Genomic DNA, 18582 nt, shown 5'->3' on the forward strand with positions numbered 1-18582 from the left:
GATGGGGTTCGCGCTCGGTCCTCGCGCAATCGCGGCGGGCTACAAGCTCGCGGTTTTCGAACGGACCGGCTCGACCAATACCGACGCGATCGAGCACGCGCGGGCCGGCGAGCGCGGCCCGATGTGGTTCGTCACGTCCGATCAGACTGCCGGCCGCGGCCGCCGCCAGCGCGCCTGGATCGCGCCCAAAGGCAACCTCGCCGCCAGCGTCCTCGAGGTCCTGGACATCGCGCCAGCGGTTGCCGCCACCATCGGGTTTGCGGCGGGGCTGGCGGAGGAGGCCGCCCTGGAGAAGGTCAGCGTTGAGGCCGCGCTGCGGCTCGGTCCCGACCGTCCCCGATACGCCCTGAAATGGCCGAATGATGTGCTCGCCAATGGCAAGAAGCTCGTCGGCATCGGCCTGGAGGCAGAGGCCGTCGGCGATCGCCTGGCCATCGTCGTCGGCATCGGCACCAATGTCGTCGCCGCGCCCGAGGGCACGCCGACGCCCGCGGTGTCGCTCGCAGCGCTCGGCGTCCAGATCAGCGCGGAGGAGCTGTTTACGGCCCTGTCTGACGCCTGGGTCGAGTTCCGTGGCATATGGGACAATGGCCGCGGCTTTGCCGATATCCGTAAGCTGTGGCTTGAGCGCGCCGCCGGCCTCGGCGAGAAAGTCGCGATCCACACGGGGACGACGACGCTGGAAGGCATTTTCGACACCATCGATGACACCGGCTGCCTGATCGTCCGCACCGAGGACGGCCGGCGCGTGCCGGTGGCGGCCGGCGAGGTCTTCTTCGGCCCGGCCCGTTCGGCGGGGGCTGCGTGATGGCGAGGTCCGACGAACTGGTGTTTGCGCCGCTCGGCGGCGTCGGCGAGATCGGCATGAACCTGTCGATCTATGGCCTCGGCAACCGCCACCAGCGCTCCTGGCTGGCGGTCGATCTCGGCGTCTCCTTCGGCGACGAGGAGCATCTGCCGGGCATCGATTTGATCATGCCCGACATCAGCTTCCTGGAGAAGGAGCGCAAGAACCTGATGGGCCTCGTGCTGACGCACGCCCATGAGGACCATTTCGGCGCCATCATCGACCTCTGGCCGAAGCTGAAATGCCCGATCTATGCGACCAAGTTCAGCGCCGCGCTGTTCGAGGCCAAATGCGCCGCCGAGCGCAATGCGCCCGAGATTCCGGTGACCGTGGTGCCGTCAGGCGGCCGCGTCGATATCGGCCCGTTCAACGTCGAGTTCATTCCCGTCGCGCATTCGATTCCGGAGGCGCATGCGCTCGCGATCCGCACCGAAGCCGGCATCGTTCTGCACACCGGCGACTGGAAGATTGACCCGACCCCGACGCTGGGGGCTCCGACCGACGAGAAGCGGCTGCGCGAGCTCGGCGAGGAGGGCGTGCTCGCCCTGATCGGCGATTCCACCAACGCCGTGCGCGACGGCCGCTCGCCTTCGGAAGCCGAGGTCGCCAAAACCATCATCGAGCTCGTCAAATCGGCCAAGGGCCGCGTCGCGGTCACGACCTTCGCCTCCAACGTCGCACGCGTCAAAGCTGTGGCCGATGCTGCGAAAGCCGCCGACCGCGAGGTCGTCGTGGTCGGCCGCGCCATGGAACGCGTGGTGCAGGTCGCGCGCGAGACTGGTTATCTCGACGGCGTGCAGAATTTCCGCTCGCCCGAGGTCTACGGCCATCTGCCGCAAGACAAGGTGCTGGCGCTATGCACCGGCAGCCAGGGCGAGCCGCGCGCCGCGCTGGCGCGCATCGCCAATGACGACCATCCCGAGATCACCCTGAACCGCGGCGACAGCGTCATCTTCTCCTCGCGCACCATTCCCGGCAACGAGAAGGCGGTCGGCTCGATCATCAACAATCTGGTGCTCCAGGGCGTCGAAATCATCACCGACCGCGACGCGCTGGTCCACGTCTCCGGCCATCCACGCCGCGACGAGCTGCGCGACCTGATCTCCTGGGTGAAGCCGCAGCTGCTGATCCCGGTTCACGGCGAGGCCCTGCATCTGCACGAGCATGCAAAGCTCGCGCGCGCCGCCGGCGTGCCGCGCGTGCTGGTCTGCCGCAATGGCGATCTCGTCAAGCTCGGCCCCGGCGATCCCGGCATCGTCGGCGAGGTGCCCTCGGGCCGGCTCTACAAGGACGGCACGATCCTGGAGGACTCAAAATCCCGTGCCGTGGTCGAGCGCCGCCGCATGGCCTTCTCCGGCTGCGCCTTCGTCGCCATCGCCATGACCGCGCAGGGCGAACTTGCCGACGAACCCGAGGTCGATCTGGTCGGCATCCCCGAGAAGAACAGGGCGGGCGAGACCTTCGACGACCTCGTCTTCGACGCGGTGATGTCCACGATCGAGGGGCTGCCGAAGGCGCGCCGGCGAGATCCGGATGCCCTGGCCGAGTCTGTGCGGCGCGCGGTCCGGGCCGTCATCAACGAACATTGGGGCAAAAAGCCCCCCTGTCTGGTACATGTCCTGACAGTGTAGACTAGGTGTGGTCTTGCGGATCACGCCCTGAGGGAGAAGAAACATGCTGGGTCGCCTCAATCACGTCGCGATCGCGACCAAGGACGCCGTCAAGGCCGCAAAGATCTACGGTGCGGCATTCGGTGCCCAGATCTCGGAGGCGGTGCCGCTGCCCGAGCACGGCGTCACCACCGTGTTCGCAACCCTGCCCAATACCAAGATCGAGTTCATCGAGCCGCTCGGCGAGAGCTCGCCGATCGCAAAGTTCCTGGAGCGCAATGCCGACGGCGGCATCCACCATGTCTGCTACGAGGTGGTCGACATCATCCGCTCGCGCGACACGCTGGTGAAGGAGGGGGCAAGGGTGCTCGGCGATGGCGTGCCGAAGATCGGCGCCCACGGCAAGCCGGTGCTGTTCCTGCACCCCAAGGATTTTTCCGGCGCGCTGGTCGAAATCGAGCAGGCGTAAGGCCGCCCCATGGCCATCCAGATCTCGACCGCGCTTGCGATCTACTTCGTCATCTGGTGGATCGCGCTGTTCCTGACGCTGCCGTTCGGCGTGCGCAGCCAGCACGAGGACGGCGTCGGCGCCCCCGGCACCGATCCCGGCGCGCCGATCCTGACCCGGATGGCCCCCAAGCTGATCTGGACCACGATCATCTCGGCCGTCATCTACGGTCTCGGCATGGTGGCTTACCATGCCGGCTATCTCTCGATCGAACGCCTGTCGAAAATGATGGGCATGCCGTTTTAGGTATTCTTCGCTAGATTTTTCTTGTTGCATGGTTGTTGGGGGAACGAATGACTTTTCAACGGATCGTCGTCGCGCTTCTGGCGCTGATCGTCGCTGGTCTCGGCGCCATCGGCTATTTCGAATGGAAGATCGCCGTTCAGGCCCGGACGCTGAAGGCGTTCGTCGAGGGCTATGTCTTCAACGAGGCGGTGATGGCCTGCGAGCAGGCCAAGAGCTCGACGCCATTCAAGTGGAATGGCGGCAAGAGCACCTCGGTGATCGGGCTGAACTCGGTCAAGCCGGACAAATACAACGTCATCGCCAGCTACACGCTGGTGGCGGACAGCGTCTATTGCGATTACGATCCGATCAAAAGAAAGGCCGAGATCGGCTCGAGCTTCCTGGAGCGGGAGTAACGATCCGGCCCATACTTATGGGGTGGGATCGTCATGACCGGGGACCGGGCAGGGGATTATCGGATTCTGCATGAGGCGGCCTTGCGGGATTATCTCGCGGGCCTTGCGGACCTGAAGGCGCTGCTCGGCGGCGATCCCGCATCCTGGGCGATCACCGAGGTCGGCGACGGCAATCTCAACCTCGTCTTCATCGTCAAGGGCGCGCGCGGCGGTGTCGCCGTGAAGCAGGCGCTGCCTTACGTTCGTCTCGTTGGCGAGAGCTGGCCGCTGCCGCTGTCGCGGGCCCATTACGAATTTTTGGCCTTGTCCCGGCAGGCCCAGCTCGCGCCCAGCCTCGTGCCGGTGCTGTTGCATCACAACGAAAAGCTGGCGCTGACGGTGATGGAGCTGCTCGAGCCCCACATCATCATGCGCAAGGGCCTGGTCGCGGGAACGCGCTATCCGCGCTTCACGGACGACATCACCACCTTCATGGCGCGCACCCTGTTCTTCACCTCGGACCTCGCACTCTCCGCCGCCGAGAAAAAAGAGGGCATCGCCGCGTTCGCCGGCAACCACGCGCTTTGCAAAATCACCGAGGATTTGATCTTCGCCGATCCCTACCGCATCGCCGAACAGAACCGCTGGACCGCGCCGTATCTCGACGGCCTCGCCGCCGATTTGCGCGACGACCTGGAGCTGCATGTCGCGATCTCCCGGCTGAAGCTGAAGTTCATGGCGAGTCCCGAGGCGCTGCTCCATGGCGACCTCCACACCGGCTCGATTATGGTCACGGAGAGCCAGACGCGGGTGATCGACCCTGAATTCGCGTTCTACGGCCCGATGGGGTTCGACGTCGGCGCGGTGCTGGCCAATCTGCTGATGGCCTATTTCGCCTCCGCCGGCCACGAGCGTGCGCCGGGCGAACGGCAGGCGTTTGAAGGTTGGGTGCTGGACGCCGTCGAGCAGGTCTGGACCGGGTTCGCCGGCAAATTCCTCGATCTCTGGCGCGCCGGCGCCGCCGGTGATGCCTATCCGCCCTCGCTCTTTCCGGGCGAGAAGGGCGCCGCGCGGCTGGAGGCCGAGCGGCAGGCCTACATGCAGCGCCTGTTCGCCGACACTGTCGGCTTCGCCGCGGCAAAAATCATCCGCCGCATCTTCGGCCTTGCCCACAACATCGATTTCGAGCTGATCGAGGACCCCAGGCAGCGGGCGAGCACCGAGGCCCGCGCCGTGCGGCTGGCGAGGGCGATGATGGTGGAGACGGGGGCATTCCGGACGATCGCCAACGTCACCGGCGCCGCGCGAAAGCTACGCGATTGGCAGCCGGAGTTTGCTAACGGCTAGAGGCTGACGCGCCTCAATAAAGCCGCATCGGCAGCAGGACGCCGTCCGTGCCGGCCAGCAGGCCCCAGGTCTCGTTGGCCGCGACCTCGAACTCCCGGCTTTCTGCTGCACTGCCGTCGACTTTGAGTGTGATCTTGTACCTGCCGGGCGGCAGATCGATCTTCTGGCTGTCCGGCAATTCGCCTGCGGCGCTGTCGGAGTTCGCCAATTTCTCGCCGGCGTGCGCCGCCAGCTTGATCGTCTGCTCGGCGACGGTGATGACCGCATTGTCATCCGTCTTGTTGCCGAGCATCAGCCTCACTTGCCCAGGCTTCGGCTGGAGGCCGGCCGTCGCGACCGCCCGCTTGCGCTGCGACAGCTCGGTGATTGTCCTGTCGTCCTGACGTGAGAGCCGGAGCAGGGCGGGTCCATGGGCCGTCGTGAACGCGATCACGGCCCGGTCTGGCTCCAGGACCGCATTGTCATTCTCCGTCCAGCCGCGCTCGCTGAGCTCGGTGCGATAGAATCCGAGCACGGTTGCGAAATCGCGCGGCGTCTCTGCGTAAACCGACCTGATCAGCGGCGAGTTCTTCGCCGTCGTCAGGGCCCAGCCCTCCGGCAGTGGCAGGCCGGTGTCGTCGGACAGCTTGGCCTCGAAACTGGCGCTCGCGCCGCGTGCTATCGCCCCGACAGGGATGCTGAGCAGTCGGTCGACGAAATTATCCGGAGTGTCATGGCCCCGGACCGCCCACCACGTCTGGTCGACATAGTTGTCCGAGCCGGAGGTGCGACTCCAGCCGAAGCGGATGCTGTCGGCCGAGCTCTCGCCACCGGGGCTTGCCGCGACCGGGCGCGCCAGCACAGCCGTGGCGGCGATCAGACCGCCGATAAGCAGAGCACCTAGTGTTCGGCTTTTCATAATTCGGATTCCTGTCTCGACGAGATCCTTGGACGGAAGGCCCTTGTCCTGAGCTTGGTCGCATCGATCAGGCGGGACGTTCACCGTTCGTAGATCGTTGTTTCCGCTTCCGATTCTGGATGGTTTGAGGGGCTCGCCGCAGAGCACGACCTCATCTTGAGGGTTTTTTCTCCCGGGCGGGCGTCCTGGAGAATGCGTTGCCAGCAACTGCGGCATCCAAGACGAAAAGAGGTGCTTGCGCTCGACGTGCCGCGAGTGGTCAACTCCGTGACTGGAATATGCCTGCAGTGCCGGAGGGGACATGATGTTCAAGGTAGTGGCGATCGTCGCTGGGTTGGGACTGGCGCTCGCCGGATCAGTGGAAGCCCAGACGCCGCGCAAGGGCGGAACCATCCGGATGACGGCGCCCTACGGCTCGAGTTTCACCAGCCTCGACATTCACACCACCCAGCGCGCCCAGGACGAGATCTACGCCAAGGCGCTGCACCGCTCGCTCTACATCTGGGATTCCGCGGAAGGCAAGCCGGTTCCGGAGCTTGCCAGGGAGGCTGTCGTCTCGGGTGGTGGCCTCGTTTACACCTTCAAGCTTCGCGACGACGCCTATTTCCACAATGGCCGCAAGATGACCGCCGACGACGTCATCTGGTCCTACAACCGCATCATGGACGGCGCCAAGGCCTATCCCGGCGCGCGCTATGTCCGCGTGATTGAGGGGGCCGCCGCCGTAGAGAAGGGCCAGGCCAAGGAAATTTCCGGCCTGAAAAAGATCGACGACTTCACCATCGAGATGAAGCTGACCGAGAAGGTTGATCCGGGCTTCTACTTCTTCACCGCGCTGACCTCGATCTATCCCGCCGACGAGGCCGCCAAGGAGAGCTTTATCCAGAAGCCGATCGGTCTCGGTCCCTTCAAGTTCGTCGAGCACGTGCCGGGATCGCGCATCGTGCTTGAGCGCTGGGACCGGTTCTACAAGCCCGGCAAGCCCTACGCCGACAAGGTCATCGTCTCGGTGATGGGCGAGGCCGCGGCACGCGATGTCGCCTTCCGCAACAAGGAGATCGACACCTCGGTGCTGGGACCTGCGCAGTATGTCGCCTACCAGTCCGACGCCGACCTCAAGGGCACCATTGTCGAGGTCGCCGAGGTCTTCACGCGCTACATGGGGATGAACACCTCGTTCAAGCCGTTCGCCGACAAGCGCGTCCGGCAGGCGATCAACTATGCGATCGATACCGACCTGATCATCAACAAGCTGGTCAAGGGCAAGGCCTATCGCGCCACCAGCTGGCTGCCGCTGACCTCGCCGCTCTACGACAAGACCATGAAGCCGTATCCCTTCGATCCGGCGAAGGCCAAGCAGCTGCTCGCGGACGCGGGCTATCCCAACGGCTTCGAATTCGAATGGACCACCAGCCAGAATGAAAGCTGGGGCCTGCCGATCGTCACGGCGGTCATCCCGATGCTGGATAAGGTCGGCATCAAGGCCAAGGTCAAGCAGGTCGAGACCGCGGTGCTGGCGGAGGTGGTTCGCACCGGTGACTACCAGGCCTTCATCTATTCCCAGCAGACCGGCCCGGATCCCCAGGCGGCGCTGAAATGCTTCCACTCGGCGACGCCGCAATCGGCCTGCAACTACATGAACTTCAAGAACGCCGACTTCGACAAGTTGATGGACGCGGCCGGGCAGGCCGACGACGTCGCCAAGCGCGGCCAGCTGCTGCAGAAGGCCAATGCGCTGCTCTATGATGAGGCGCCGGTCTGGTTCTTCAACTACAACAAGGCGGTCATGGCGGTGCAGCCCTGGCTCAAGGGAGTTCAGTTGAACGCGACGGAGCTGACCCACCAGAGCGTCGAAGACCTCTGGGTCGACGAGACCTCGCCCGCGAAGTGACACGCGCGCTCCCTCTAGCGCTACAGGCGAGGGAGGGAGCGGGGAAAAGCTGAGATGCTCTCGTTCCTGATCCGTCGTCTCCTGCAGACCATTCCGACCGTGCTCGCCGTCGTGCTGCTGGTCTTCGTGCTGTTCAGCGTCGTTCCCGGCAGCATCGTCTCGACCATGAGCGACGACAGCGATCCGCAGGTCGAGCTGCGCATGAAGAAGCAGCTCGGCCTCGACCAGCCCGTCTACATGCGCTTCGGCGCCTATGTCGCGAGGCTTGCGACCGGCGATCTCGGGGCCTCGTTCCGGACGCGCGAGCCGGTCACGACCATGATCGCCAAGCGGGCATGGCCGACCCTGCAGCTGATCTTCGCATCCATGGCCTTTGCGGTTCTGCTCGGCGTGCCGCTCGGCTTCATTGCGGCGTTGCGGCCGGGCAGCCTCGTCGACACCGTCTCGATGGTGCTGGCGGTGTCGGGCCTGTCATTGGCCAAGTTCTGGCTCGGACTGCTCTTGATGTACCTGTTCGCGCTCAAACTCGGCTGGCTGCCGAGTTTCGGTTATGGCGACGGCGGCCTCAAATATCTGATCCTGCCGGCGGTGACGCTTGGCGTCTCGCCGATGGCGCTGCTGGCGCGGACGACGCGCGCGGCGGTCCTCGAGATCATGACGGCCGACTTCGTCCGTACGGCGCGCTCGAAGGGCATGAGCGAGACCAGGGTCGTGAAGTGGCACGTGATGCGCAACGCGCTGGTCCTCATCCTCACGACCATGGGCCTGCAGTTCGGCGCGCTGATGGGACAGGCGGTCGTGGTCGAGAAACTGTTCTCCTGGCCGGGCATCGGCTCGCTGCTCGTGGACAGCGTCCTGCAGCGCGACATTCCCGCCGTCCAGGGCTCCATTCTCGTGGTGGTGCTGTTCTTTCTCGCGATCAATCTGCTGATCGACGTGCTCTACGGCGTGATCGATCCCAGGATCAGATACGCATGAAGCTCCGCGCCAATCTCGTCATCGGCGGATCGTTGTTCGCGCTGGCGATCATCGTCGGCCTGCTCGCGCCCTGGCTGGCGCACACCGATCCCGTCATGGACGCCAATCTGATGAACGCGGAGGAACCCCCGAGCTGGACCTGGTGGTTCGGCACCGACGGGCAGGGCCGCGACATCTATTCCCGCGTCCTTTACGGCGCACGCGTCTCCCTCACCGTCGGCATCGTCTCCCAGCTCATCAACAGCGTCATCGGCGTGGCGCTGGGCCTGAGCGCCGGCTATTTTGGCGGCTGGTGGGACGATGTCGTCAATGCCCTGACCAATCTGATGCTCGCGATCCCCTCGCTGATCTTCGCGCTCGCCATCATGGCGGTGCTCGGCCCGGGCCTCACCAGCCTGTTGATCGCACTCGGCTTGACCAACTGGTCCTTCACCTGCCGCCTCGCGCGCGCCTCGGCGCTGTCGCTGCGGAACCAGGGCTATGTGCAGGCGGCAACCGTGCTCGGCTACGGTGACCTGCGCATCATGATCACGCAGCTCTTGCCGAACATGCTCGGGCCGATCGTCGTCATTGGCACGCTCGGCATGGGCAGCGCGGTGCTCTCCGAAGCCGCGTTGTCGTTCCTCGGCCTCGGCGTCCGTCCGCCGTTTCCGAGCTGGGGCAGCATGCTCTCGGAGGCCCGCGACCAGATCACCACGGCGCCGTGGCTCTCGCTGTTTCCGGGCCTTGCCATCTTCCTGACGGTGCTCGGCCTCAATTTGCTCGGCGATGGCCTGCGCGACATCCTTGATCCCCACTCGCGGAGCCGGCGGACATGACGGGCTCCCCGCTGATCGAGGTCGAGGATCTCCGCATCGATCTCGATGATGGATCGAGGCGCGTTGCGGCTGCCGAAGGCGTTTCGTTCCGCATCGATCGCGGCGAGACGTTCGGCCTTGTCGGCGAGTCCGGCTGCGGCAAGAGCATCACGGCGCTCGCTCTGATCGGACTGCTGCGGCCGCCTCTGTCGATCGGTGGCGGCGTCATTCGGTTCGAGGGAAAGGAGATCCAGCACCTCTCCGCCGCCGGCCAGCGCGAGCTGCGCGGCAACCGCATCGCCATGATCTTCCAGGAGCCGATGACGGCGCTGAACCCGGTCTCGCCGGTGGGCCGGCAGATCGCCGAGATGTTCGTGCTGCACAAGGGCAAGAGCTGGCGGGAAGCCAACCAGCTGGCCATCGAGGCGCTGGCGAGTGTCCGCGTGCCCGCGCCGGAGCGGCGCGTGAACGACTATCCGCACCAGCTGTCCGGTGGCATGCGCCAGCGCGTCATGATCGCGATTGCGCTGGCCTGCGGTCCGGATCTCCTGATCGCCGACGAGCCGACGACAGCGCTCGACGTCACCGTGCAGGCGGAGATCATCGAGCTGATGCGCAATCTCTGCGCCGAGCGCGGAACGGCAATCCTGATGATCAGCCATGATCTCGGCCTCGTCGCCAATGTCTGCCGCCGTGTTGCCGTCATGTATGCCGGCCGCATTGTCGAGGAGCGTGGCTCGGCCGATATCTTCCGCGCGCCCTCGCATCCCTATACCCAGGGCCTCGTCGCCTCGCTGCCGCGGCTCGGCAGCCGCGCCGCGCTCGGGCGCACCAGGCTCAAGGAGATCGCGGGCGTGGTTCCGGCGATCACCGGCTTTCCGAACGGCTGCCGGTTCAATCCGCGCTGCGCGCAGGCGACCGACATCTGCCGGACGGTCGCGCCGCAGACGGATGTCCTCGAGGCCGGCGGTTTCGTCAGGTGTTACCACCATGCATGAGCCGCAGAGGAAGCCGGACGACGATCTCATCCTCAGGGTGGAGGATCTCGCGGTTCATTTCCCGCTGGGAGGCGGCTTGTTTGGCCGCGAGCGGCGGCTGCTCCGTGCCGTTGACGGTGTCGATCTCACGCTGAAGCGCGGGGAATGCCTCGGCCTCGTCGGCGAGTCCGGGTCGGGCAAGTCGACCGTCGCCTTGTCGATCCTTGGCCTGTTGGCGCCGACGCGTGGCCGCATCGTGGTGGACGGGCGGGAGGTCGTGACGAACAGCCAGTCCGCCGATCGCAAGGCCCTGGCGCGGACCGTGCAGATCGTGTTTCAGGATCCCTACGCCTCGCTCAATCCACGCCAGACCGTTCGCCGCACGCTCGAGGATCCCCTGCGCGTGCATGGCGTGACCGCGAAAAGCGAGATCGAGGACCGCGTCGCGACCATGCTCAAGCATGTGGGATTGCGACCCGAGCAGGCCGACCGCTACCCGCATGAATTCTCCGGCGGCCAGCGCCAGCGCATCGGCATTGCCCGCGCGCTGATCCTCAATCCCAGGATCGTCATCTGCGACGAGCCCGTCTCGGCGCTCGACGTCTCGATCCGCGCCCAGATCATCAACCTGCTGCTGGAACTGAAAGACACGCTCGGCCTGTCCTACATCATGATCAGCCACGACCTCGGTGTGGTCGAGCATATGAGCGACCGCGTCGCCGTGATGTATCTCGGCCGCATCGTCGAGAACGGCGACTGGCGCGAGATCTTCGAACGGCCGGCGCACCCCTATACGCAAGCCCTGATCGCCGCCATCCCCGATCCCTTGCGCCACGCACCGCTGGCAACGACAGGGGGCGACCTTCCCAACCCGCTCAATCCGCCGAACGGCTGCGCCTTCAGCCCGCGCTGCCGTTACGCGGAGGCGGTGTGCCGGAGCGAGCCGGGGCCGGTACTGGAGACGCGTGCCGACGGGCATGCGGTGAGGTGCTGGCGGAGTAGCGAGATTGCGGGGCAGGCGGGATTAGCTCCGGTCTAGAAGAGGCCTCTAAGGATAGAGCGCGTCCCCGGATGGTCTGCATCCAGCAGCTCTCCGCGATGCCGTCGCCTTGGTTGCCAAGGTCCCCGCGACATCTTCGGCTCACCCACACATCATTTTCAAGCCGGTCGAGGCCAGCGCGGGCGCGTCTGATCTCAGCTTCTCAAAATTTGCAATGCGCGAAAACGTCAGCAGGACTCTGCCAATTGTCGGTGGCCAGCCATCGCTTACCCGATCGGGTGACGTCGATCTGTCGTGGAAATGATAAGCCTCAAGAGCTCGATTTCAGTTGGCCAAAAGTTGCGTGTTGGTCGTGAATTGGTTCACACGGTTTTCGCGGTGAGGCGCATAAATTGGCTCTACGCGGCTGTGTATTTGCTGATGAACACATGATGCAAAGAACAGGAGAGCGGCTTTGACGGCAGAGCATATCATGCTAAAGTCGCTCTGTGGTTGTGCAAGGGGAAGTGCTTATGCGGGCCTTCCCAAACGACAAGTGATTTCGACTCCGCGAACTTTCGGGCCCATTTTCGACCTGCTTGGACGTTTGAGAGGTCGCAACAGCAGCGATAACAGGCAAGGAACGGTGGTGCTCTGGCTGGTCACGCCAGCCTTTCCTGCCGTTGATGGCGCATACAAAGCTGATCCAACACGACACGAGCAAAGCATGTCTTGCTCGTTCGGAGCGCTCTACCGGCGAAGTTGGGGTGCAAACGCATGACAGACGAAGAGATCGTGTTGGCAGGAGCGGCCATCAGGGGTGATCTGGCGGCCGTCACCGAAGGGCTGAACAGAGGAGTGCCGCCAAACATCTATCTGGGAGGGCCGACATTGCTCAACCTCCTGGCTGAACGTGGCCAAGTCGATGTTCTTCGTCTCATGCTGTCCAGGGGAGCCGATCCGAACTCGGCCGGCGATAACGGCTTTTCCGCGCTCATGTCCGCGGCGATGACGGGCCAACTCGCTGCCGTGAACGTATTGCTCGACCATGGCGCCGATCGGGATCTGCGGGACGCGAACGGAAGGACCGCGTTGGATGCGGCTTCGATCAATGAGCATGTTGCCGTTGTCGAACGCCTTCGACGAAGGCCGAACGTCTTCGGCGGCGCTGATCCCATGCGGCAGATGAATGCATTCTTCGATGTGACCGGAAGACTTCGGCGCGTGAGCCTGAAGGCCACGTTTGCCTCGATGGGCTGGAGCCTGCCGCCAGCTGCCGGGGCAGCGCTGGGCGTGTCGTCGATGCAGGTGGATGAGGCAACGATCGCGGAACTTCGGCAGATTGAGACCGACTTTTTGGCCCTTGCGGGTCAGCCCGCACCGGCTTTTGGATGGCCGGCGCCGCCTCTCGCGCAAGCGGCTGAATGTTCGCGGCTCTCCGCCTTCATCCTCGATACCGTGCTGGGTTTGCCTGCTCGTGCAGCGACTCAATACAGGGCGGCTCAAGCCGGTTTCGAAAGAGCTGGCCTTTTGGCCGAAGCCCGGGAGGCCGCTGAAAACGCGGCAGCATGCGTCGATGTTGCGACCGGCAATGTTGAGCAGAGGCTTGCGCGCGCGCGGGCGGCGGCCGCCTCGGCACCTCCTTCCACGGTCTCGAAAGCGTCTTGTTTGATCCAGCTGGGTGAAATCCAGTTGCAAACCGGCAATCAATGGGCGGCGATCGCGACCTTCAAGGACGCCGAAGCGACCTTGAAGCAGGCCGGTTACGACCAACCTCCGGCAGCCGACGCGATCCTGAGCGAAATGATGGCATCGATCGCGGGCGGTAGCGGAAGTGGCGCACAATCGGTGCAGCGTGCCGGCAACATCCTGAAGCTCAGGCTGCTCTTCCATCGATTGTATAGCGGCTTGAAGGTTGCCTACGGCCCGGTGGATGCGGGCAACCCCGGAAACCCGAGCATGGCTGATCACTACGCAGGCCTCATCGAGCGGCATCAACTGCTAACCCGGCGGAAATAGTAGTGTGCTCCTGGCAGTCAATCAGCTCCTGAGCGAGGTTCGGCTCCAACGCCTGTCGGGCGTGCGCGGGCGAGACCGGCTCGCGGCAGCCGAGCGGCTCGCAGCGCAGGCGGCCCCGCTGACGCAGCGCGTCGTTCGAGCCGCGTGCCTGCTGGAACTGGCCGACGCCTGCCTCGACGAAGAGCCTGGCAGGGCCGGGCGCTTTGCCGTGCAGGCGCGCGAGCTGGTGGACGAGACGTCTGCACCGAACGTCACGGCGCTCTCGCTCGCGATCGAGGCGGACGCGGCGATGAAGGCCGACGAGCCCAAGCCGGAATGCGCCTACGACCTGACGCAGCGCGCGATCAAGCTGGCCCGACAGCATCGCGAACGAACAACGGATCCAATTCTCCGGGCCACCGCCATGCGGGATCGCATTCGCGTCTTCGAGAGCGCGACCTCGGCGGCGTTGGCCGCTGGACATCTGGCGTGTGCGCTGAAGGCAGCAGAGAACCAGCGGCCCGCGCTACCAAACGAACCGCCATTGGATTTGAAGCTGGTTCAGGATGCTCTGCACATTGGTGAACTCGCCATCGTCTACACCTGGTTGGCAGCCGACCGTCTCCTGGTCGCGACCGTCGAGCGAAATGCGTTGCAGGCGAAGTCGGTGACGGTCGATCCAGAGGCGTTGCGCATTCTGGAGTCGTTCTCGACCCATCTTCGAAACGGCGCGGTCAACGGCTGGTCCTTCACTCCCAAAGAGGCTGAATTGCTCGACGTCCTGCGCCCGGTGTTGTTGCCCTGCCTGGTGACGTCGCGACTGACGAGCGCCCGGAAGCTCTTCATCCTTCCGCACCGGTCGCTCCATGCGATTCCCTTCAGCATGATCAGATTTGAGGAGAGGCGGCTCGGGTTACGCTTTCCGTGGACAATGATTCCAAATCTCGGGGCCATCCATCGTCGTATATCGATTGCCGACGGGCGAGGCGTGGTTGCTGCGGGTATCGACTTCTATCCCGATGCTCGACCCACCAAGGGATTTGACGGTGCTGCCGAAGAGATCGTTGCAAGGCACGCGGCTCGGGGACTTCCCGCCAGTCGGCTCACAGAGCCCGGCGCCTGCAAGACATTCGCACGGATGCTGGCCGTCGGTGAGCTGGATCATGCCGCCTTCCTGCTGCTGGCTTGCCACGGCACCTCCGCGCAGGGCGACGTCCCTGGAGAGTCGTTCCTGCAGCTGGGGTCGGAACGCCTGACTGCAGACATGATCTCCACGTCTCGCGTTCCCGCGGACCTTGTCGTGCTCGTCGCCTGCTGCTCCGGGCAACGAGCCGTCGGCGGGATGGGGATTCAATTTTGGCCCGGGGACGATCTGTTTGGGCTCCAGGCCGCATTTCGCGCCGCCGGCGCGCGCCAAGTCATCGGATCACTCTGGAATGCCGAGGTCGGCGCCGCCAAGACAATGGCGGGCATCGTGTACGATGCCTGGGTCAATGGGGCGGACGCTGCCGCTAGCGTCCAAATAGCAGCGCTGGAACTCTACAAGAACCTCTTGCACCGAACACACTACGACTGGGCGCCGTTCACGGCGATGCAGTTTGGCAAGAAAGCATAGCGAACGGAGGTTGCGATGAGTTTGCAGATATTCGTCGAGATCAACGGGGACCCGGACCCCAAAATCGCTGCGAAACACGAAGACGAGATCGCTGCGTTGGCGCGCACGAATCTCGGGGATGTAAAGGGTGTTGCGGTTGATGGCATGGCTGTGCGTTCGGAGGCAAATCTCGATCCTGCAGCGGTCGCCCATCTCGCAGTCCTGCTCACCGCGATGACCGGTGCGGTCGGCGCCGGAACGACGCTTCTTGTTGCCTTGCGCAAAATGGTCACGGAAGGCGGCGCGTTGATCCGGACCATCAAGGTGGAGATCGCCGGAACGCTGCGTTCGCTGGAGAGCGTTACTCCGGAGGAGATCAACAAGGAATTGCGCGCGCCCCTCAGGGATTGAAAAGCTCAAGGGGTCACCGCCGCTCATTGCATCTCAATGATGGGAGGCTCCCATTTTCGGAATCCTCAGCAAGCTCTTCCAGGCGAAGAATCCATATCAGGGGTTCATGGGGAAAATCTGGGACATATGGATGCACCAGAATGTGGCCCATGCAGCCCTGTTGGCGCGGTGGTCGTGGCAAAAGCTACCCGCGGAGATCATCGGACAGGCAGCGGACTTGAGACAAAGGGCCGATGCCATCCGCCGACAACAGCAGATCAACGACCAGGTGGCTCTCAGGCTTGGCTCCCTTGGAATATCTCCCGGTTTCAGCGGCGGCGGGTTCCTGGGCTTCAATCCGGATGAAGCCATGTTCATCGGCGTGATGGCCATGATCCGTCAATATAATGGCGACCCGCCGGCCGGATCGGAGGACGCGGTCGCGGTGGCTGAGCTCGTCCTGACGGGACAAAGGCAGCCGCACGAGGCGTTGATCGCGGCCGCGCCTCCTGTGGCGCGGCAGCAAATCGCGGCATTGCTTCCCGTCGTCAAACTGATCGGTCTCGAAAAGCTGTTTCTGGTCTCGTCCTACGTGCAGGCCGCCTTTGCCCTCCCGCGCGATCGCATCATCCACCTGTTGCCCGACGCGAATCGGTTGCGACTTCAGGGGCTTTACGAGCTCGTGCAGAGCATGCCTCTCAATGAAACGGATCGGCCAAAGATGCGCGCCGCTTTTCTCTGGTTTGTTACCGAGCTGATCGAGCAAGGCGTTATCGCGAATTTCGGCATGACCAAAGAACAGATTGCGCAGAGTCAGCCATACGACGATGTGGTCCGTCGGCTCTTCGAGCTTGGCTGGCTGACAGCTGAGTGAAGCAGTCTCCAGAGGGGGCGAGCGTGGCTCGAATGAGCCGAACCTCTCTGGTTCAAGCCTGCTGGCACGCCGAAGCCGCCGGCGATGCCTATCCCGTCTCGCTCTTCCAGGGCGAGAACGGCACCGCGCCCCTCGAAGCCGAGCGCCAAGCCTGCATGCAATGCCTCTTCGCCGACGTAGTCGGCTTCGCCGCAGCCAATCGAATCTTCGGTGTTGCCCACAACTTCGACTTCGAGCCGATCGGCGAATATATCCCGACCGTAGAAAACAGTGCGTCAGGCGCCGCCTCTCACAACAGCCCTTACGGCACGTTTCTGATCACCTTCGCCCCCACATAGGGACCGGAGACCGCGATATTCTGTTCCGGGCGTTGGCCCAAATTCTGCGGGTTGTTGGGACGCGAATAACTGCCTGTCTGCAATCCCTGGGGCTGGACCTGATTGGGCTGCCTTGGCGTGTTGGGGGTGGGCAATGCGCGAACAGTGACGCCGTTCCCGCCGGCGGGCACCTGTACATTCTGGGCCCGGGCATCGGCTGTAATCAGAACGTTGCCGAGGACGAAGGTCGCGCATGCAAGTAAAATCGCTCTGCCAGACATTGCGGGTTATCCTCAAAATAATCGACCTTGAGTGGAACATGCCCGGGAGCTCTTATCAAGCGCCACCGCTCCGTCGCAAAGGCGCTACGCGCTCAATTCCACGTGTAGCGGAGACCGGCCTGAACTCCCGTTGTCTGGGTCGTGTTGTAAGCCGCGATCGGCTTGCTGGGGCCACTGGCTTGGCCGGTGGCGTGCACCTCGAGGTACGACGAAAAATTTGCGCTCCAGACAACGCTGATCTTGCCCGATCCGCGATAGCCAATTGCGCTCGACGGGAAGATCGGCCCAACGACTCCCAGCGCGCTGGAGTCCGTAATCTGATAGGCGAACAGGGAGACGGCCGGCTGAACCGTATAGGTCATCCATTTCATTTCCGTGCCCAATCGCCCGCCAGCGTGCACTTCGGTGGTGTCCGAGAGCTTCGTTCCGAAATTGGCCGTGTAGCCTTCGGAGTAAGTCATGCCAATTCCGGGTTCGATGAACACGGAATAGGGCAAGTCGATCCGGTATTGCACGTTTCCGGTGAAGCCGACCGAGCTGCCCTCGATGACGGTCGGGACGAATACGGGGCCGGACAGGGCGCTTCTCGTCCAGCCGACAAAGCTGGTGAGGTCGAGGGAGAACCCTCCGTTGAGATAGGCAAGCGTAGCGGAGGTCGAAGGGACGGTGGTGTCGACGTTCAACAGGCCACCCTGGTGGGACCTGGCGTCGCCTCCCGTTCCCATGAAGGTCAAGGCGTCATTGCCGTTGAAAATCCCGATCTTCGTAACGTCGAATGCCCCCGTGACCGACGCTGTGTCGGTGATGATACCGCCGGTCATGGAGCGCTCCCCGCTGCCAATCAGATTGGCGCCATAGAGCCAGCTTGAGGCGACGGCAGGTGTGCCTGCCGGGGCTTTCGCGTAGGCAAGAGCTTCGAAGCGGTCGTCAAAACCGGTGACTGCAAACGGATTGCGAGCGTCGAAATCCGATCCGCCTGCGCTGAACGGGAGTCTCGTGGGAGGCGAGCCCGGCCTGCGTGCACGGATCTGGTCGCGAAGGCTCTGCAGGAGGTTCTGCACCGCGTTGTTGTTGATCTGCTGATAGAGGCTGATGCCGCCGGACTGGGCTGCGGCAGGTTGTGCCAGGATCAGGAGGAAAGCAGCCGCAGCTGCCGCCGAGACGCTTGAAAATCCTCGAAATCTCATTTCATTTCCGCTCTCGAATCTGTCGCCGAGAATAGCCAAACCCCGGATGGGGCCGCTAGTGCGGCGCGGACACTGCCGCAGGCAAGGAGTTGTACGGAGCACAAACGAGACAGCTCCAACCGGGCGCGGCCGAGTCAACTTCTGGCTAGATTTTCGCCAATCCGCTCCGTGGCGGGCGGGGGCGCCCGAGCGTCGCGTGCGAGTTGCTGATTGAAGGGGCTAAGCAGGCGAGCAGCGGCAGCATGACATCCTGCTCCTGTTTTGCCCGACGAGGCTGGGCAAGATTTGGTCGCTGGCGGCGTCAGGCCGGAGCGAACGGGCCGATTGCGGGCAGAGGCCGGATATTTGCCCAGAGTGCCCCTTGAGCAAGCTGGATGCGGCGCCGGAGGGCTGCGAGGATGCATCGGCAAAGAGCAAGCGTCTTTGCGAGCGCGGCCAGAAACCCGTCGAATCCAAGGATGTTGAGCGCACGGGTAAAGTTGTAACAGA

General features: G+C 63.9%; 18 protein-coding genes. 16 read left to right on the plus strand and 2 right to left on the minus strand.

The features are described 5' to 3' along the window. The first annotated feature begins 1 nt into the window (after position 1). The 6 genes from JQ635_RS20580 to mtnK are packed head-to-tail and all read left to right on the plus strand — an operon-like array spanning position 2 to position 4932. Positions 2-808: a biotin--[acetyl-CoA-carboxylase] ligase gene (locus JQ635_RS20580; protein WP_211411604.1), complete on the plus strand. Its 807-nt coding sequence runs from the start codon at positions 2-4 to the stop codon at positions 806-808. Further along, positions 808-2478: a ribonuclease J gene (locus tag JQ635_RS20585; RefSeq protein ID WP_211411605.1), complete on the plus strand. Its 1671-nt coding sequence runs from the start codon at positions 808-810 to the stop codon at positions 2476-2478. Before JQ635_RS20580 ends, JQ635_RS20585 begins: the two co-directional genes overlap by 1 nt. A gap of 43 nt (positions 2479-2521) precedes the next feature. Further along, the gene (mce, locus tag JQ635_RS20590; RefSeq protein WP_211411606.1) at positions 2522-2926 is read left to right on the plus strand and encodes a methylmalonyl-CoA epimerase; all 405 of its coding nucleotides are present in this window, start codon (positions 2522-2524) and stop codon (positions 2924-2926) included. Between the two features lie 9 nt (positions 2927-2935). Beyond that, positions 2936-3211 (plus strand): DUF1467 family protein, encoded by a 276-nt coding sequence (locus JQ635_RS20595; protein WP_211411607.1) that lies wholly within the window; start codon positions 2936-2938, stop codon positions 3209-3211. 47 nt (positions 3212-3258) lie between these two features. Beyond that, entirely contained in the window at positions 3259-3606 is a 348-nt protein-coding gene (locus tag JQ635_RS20600) for a hypothetical protein (protein WP_211411608.1), read from the plus strand. A gap of 33 nt (positions 3607-3639) precedes the next feature. Beyond that, positions 3640-4932: an S-methyl-5-thioribose kinase gene (gene mtnK / locus JQ635_RS20605; RefSeq protein WP_211411609.1), complete on the plus strand. Its 1293-nt coding sequence runs from the start codon at positions 3640-3642 to the stop codon at positions 4930-4932. Positions 4933-4945: 13 nt separating this feature from the next. On the opposite strand, the gene JQ635_RS20610 is transcribed toward mtnK, so the two are convergent. Further along, complete coding sequence (locus tag JQ635_RS20610; RefSeq protein ID WP_211411610.1) at positions 4946-5830, minus strand: hypothetical protein; 885 nt, start codon at positions 5828-5830, stop codon at positions 4946-4948. A 301-nt stretch (positions 5831-6131) separates the two neighbouring features. Here JQ635_RS20610 and JQ635_RS20615 point away from each other — a divergent pair, with 301 nt between their 5' ends. The 10 genes from JQ635_RS20615 (at position 6132) to JQ635_RS39400 (ending at position 16646) form a co-directional block, all read left to right on the plus strand. Beyond that, positions 6132-7721 carry an ABC transporter substrate-binding protein gene (locus JQ635_RS20615; protein WP_211411611.1) on the plus strand — a complete coding sequence of 530 codons (1590 nt, stop codon included), beginning with the start codon at positions 6132-6134 and terminating at the stop codon, positions 7719-7721. Between the two features lie 54 nt (positions 7722-7775). Continuing rightward, positions 7776-8699, plus strand: coding sequence for an ABC transporter permease (locus JQ635_RS20620; RefSeq protein WP_130366422.1), 924 nt, complete (start codon positions 7776-7778; stop codon positions 8697-8699). Then, positions 8696-9517: an ABC transporter permease gene (locus tag JQ635_RS20625; RefSeq protein ID WP_018642354.1), complete on the plus strand. Its 822-nt coding sequence runs from the start codon at positions 8696-8698 to the stop codon at positions 9515-9517. Before JQ635_RS20620 ends, JQ635_RS20625 begins: the two co-directional genes overlap by 4 nt. Continuing rightward, a complete protein-coding gene (locus tag JQ635_RS20630; RefSeq protein WP_211411612.1) occupies positions 9514-10494 on the plus strand; it encodes an ABC transporter ATP-binding protein in 981 nt (326 codons plus the stop codon). The genes JQ635_RS20625 and JQ635_RS20630 overlap by 4 nt, the downstream gene beginning before the upstream one ends. Then, positions 10487-11512 carry an ABC transporter ATP-binding protein gene (locus JQ635_RS20635; RefSeq protein ID WP_211411613.1) on the plus strand — a complete coding sequence of 342 codons (1026 nt, stop codon included), beginning with the start codon at positions 10487-10489 and terminating at the stop codon, positions 11510-11512. The genes JQ635_RS20630 and JQ635_RS20635 overlap by 8 nt, the downstream gene beginning before the upstream one ends. A gap of 717 nt (positions 11513-12229) precedes the next feature. Further along, positions 12230-13471: an ankyrin repeat domain-containing protein gene (locus JQ635_RS20640; protein WP_211411614.1), complete on the plus strand. Its 1242-nt coding sequence runs from the start codon at positions 12230-12232 to the stop codon at positions 13469-13471. A 4-nt stretch (positions 13472-13475) separates the two neighbouring features. Then, on the plus strand, positions 13476-15065 hold the full coding sequence (locus JQ635_RS20645; RefSeq protein ID WP_211411615.1) for a CHAT domain-containing protein: 1590 nt from the start codon (positions 13476-13478) through the stop codon (positions 15063-15065). Between the two features lie 15 nt (positions 15066-15080). Continuing rightward, positions 15081-15455, plus strand: a complete 375-nt coding sequence (locus tag JQ635_RS20650; RefSeq protein WP_211411616.1) for a hypothetical protein — start codon at positions 15081-15083, stop codon at positions 15453-15455. A gap of 130 nt (positions 15456-15585) precedes the next feature. Beyond that, complete coding sequence (locus tag JQ635_RS20655) at positions 15586-16308, plus strand: hypothetical protein (RefSeq protein WP_211411617.1); 723 nt, start codon at positions 15586-15588, stop codon at positions 16306-16308. Between the two features lie 32 nt (positions 16309-16340). After that, the gene (locus JQ635_RS39400) at positions 16341-16646 is read left to right on the plus strand and encodes a hypothetical protein (protein ID WP_433996569.1); all 306 of its coding nucleotides are present in this window, start codon (positions 16341-16343) and stop codon (positions 16644-16646) included. A gap of 352 nt (positions 16647-16998) precedes the next feature. Here JQ635_RS39400 and JQ635_RS20665 read toward each other — a convergent pair whose 3' ends face one another. Next, the gene (locus JQ635_RS20665; RefSeq protein WP_211411618.1) at positions 16999-18132 is read right to left on the minus strand and encodes a hypothetical protein; all 1134 of its coding nucleotides are present in this window, start codon (positions 18130-18132) and stop codon (positions 16999-17001) included. Between the last annotated feature and the right edge of the window lie 450 nt (positions 18133-18582).

This window comes from Bradyrhizobium iriomotense, assembly GCF_018130765.1.
Classification (GTDB): domain Bacteria; phylum Pseudomonadota; class Alphaproteobacteria; order Rhizobiales; family Xanthobacteraceae; genus Bradyrhizobium; species Bradyrhizobium iriomotense_A.

Excerpts from the sequence above, each read along its gene's own strand:
- JQ635_RS20580 (WP_211411604.1), top strand. The coding sequence starts at position 2 with ATGGGGTTCGCGCTCGGTCCTCGCGCAATCGCGGCGGGCTACAAGCTC.
- JQ635_RS20585 (WP_211411605.1), top strand. The coding sequence starts at position 808 with ATGGCGAGGTCCGACGAACTGGTGTTTGCGCCGCTCGGCGGCGTCGGC.
- mce (WP_211411606.1), top strand. The coding sequence starts at position 2,522 with ATGCTGGGTCGCCTCAATCACGTCGCGATCGCGACCAAGGACGCCGTC.
- JQ635_RS20595 (WP_211411607.1), top strand. The coding sequence starts at position 2,936 with ATGGCCATCCAGATCTCGACCGCGCTTGCGATCTACTTCGTCATCTGG.
- JQ635_RS20600 (WP_211411608.1), top strand. The coding sequence starts at position 3,259 with ATGACTTTTCAACGGATCGTCGTCGCGCTTCTGGCGCTGATCGTCGCT.
- mtnK (WP_211411609.1), top strand. The coding sequence starts at position 3,640 with ATGACCGGGGACCGGGCAGGGGATTATCGGATTCTGCATGAGGCGGCC.
- JQ635_RS20610 (WP_211411610.1), bottom strand. The coding sequence starts at position 5,830 with ATGAAAAGCCGAACACTAGGTGCTCTGCTTATCGGCGGTCTGATCGCC.
- JQ635_RS20615 (WP_211411611.1), top strand. The coding sequence starts at position 6,132 with ATGATGTTCAAGGTAGTGGCGATCGTCGCTGGGTTGGGACTGGCGCTC.
- JQ635_RS20620 (WP_130366422.1), top strand. The coding sequence starts at position 7,776 with ATGCTCTCGTTCCTGATCCGTCGTCTCCTGCAGACCATTCCGACCGTG.
- JQ635_RS20625 (WP_018642354.1), top strand. The coding sequence starts at position 8,696 with ATGAAGCTCCGCGCCAATCTCGTCATCGGCGGATCGTTGTTCGCGCTG.
- JQ635_RS20630 (WP_211411612.1), top strand. The coding sequence starts at position 9,514 with ATGACGGGCTCCCCGCTGATCGAGGTCGAGGATCTCCGCATCGATCTC.
- JQ635_RS20635 (WP_211411613.1), top strand. The coding sequence starts at position 10,487 with ATGCATGAGCCGCAGAGGAAGCCGGACGACGATCTCATCCTCAGGGTG.
- JQ635_RS20640 (WP_211411614.1), top strand. The coding sequence starts at position 12,230 with ATGACAGACGAAGAGATCGTGTTGGCAGGAGCGGCCATCAGGGGTGAT.
- JQ635_RS20650 (WP_211411616.1), top strand. The coding sequence starts at position 15,081 with ATGAGTTTGCAGATATTCGTCGAGATCAACGGGGACCCGGACCCCAAA.
- JQ635_RS20655 (WP_211411617.1), top strand. The coding sequence starts at position 15,586 with ATGCACCAGAATGTGGCCCATGCAGCCCTGTTGGCGCGGTGGTCGTGG.
- JQ635_RS39400 (WP_433996569.1), top strand. The coding sequence starts at position 16,341 with ATGAGCCGAACCTCTCTGGTTCAAGCCTGCTGGCACGCCGAAGCCGCC.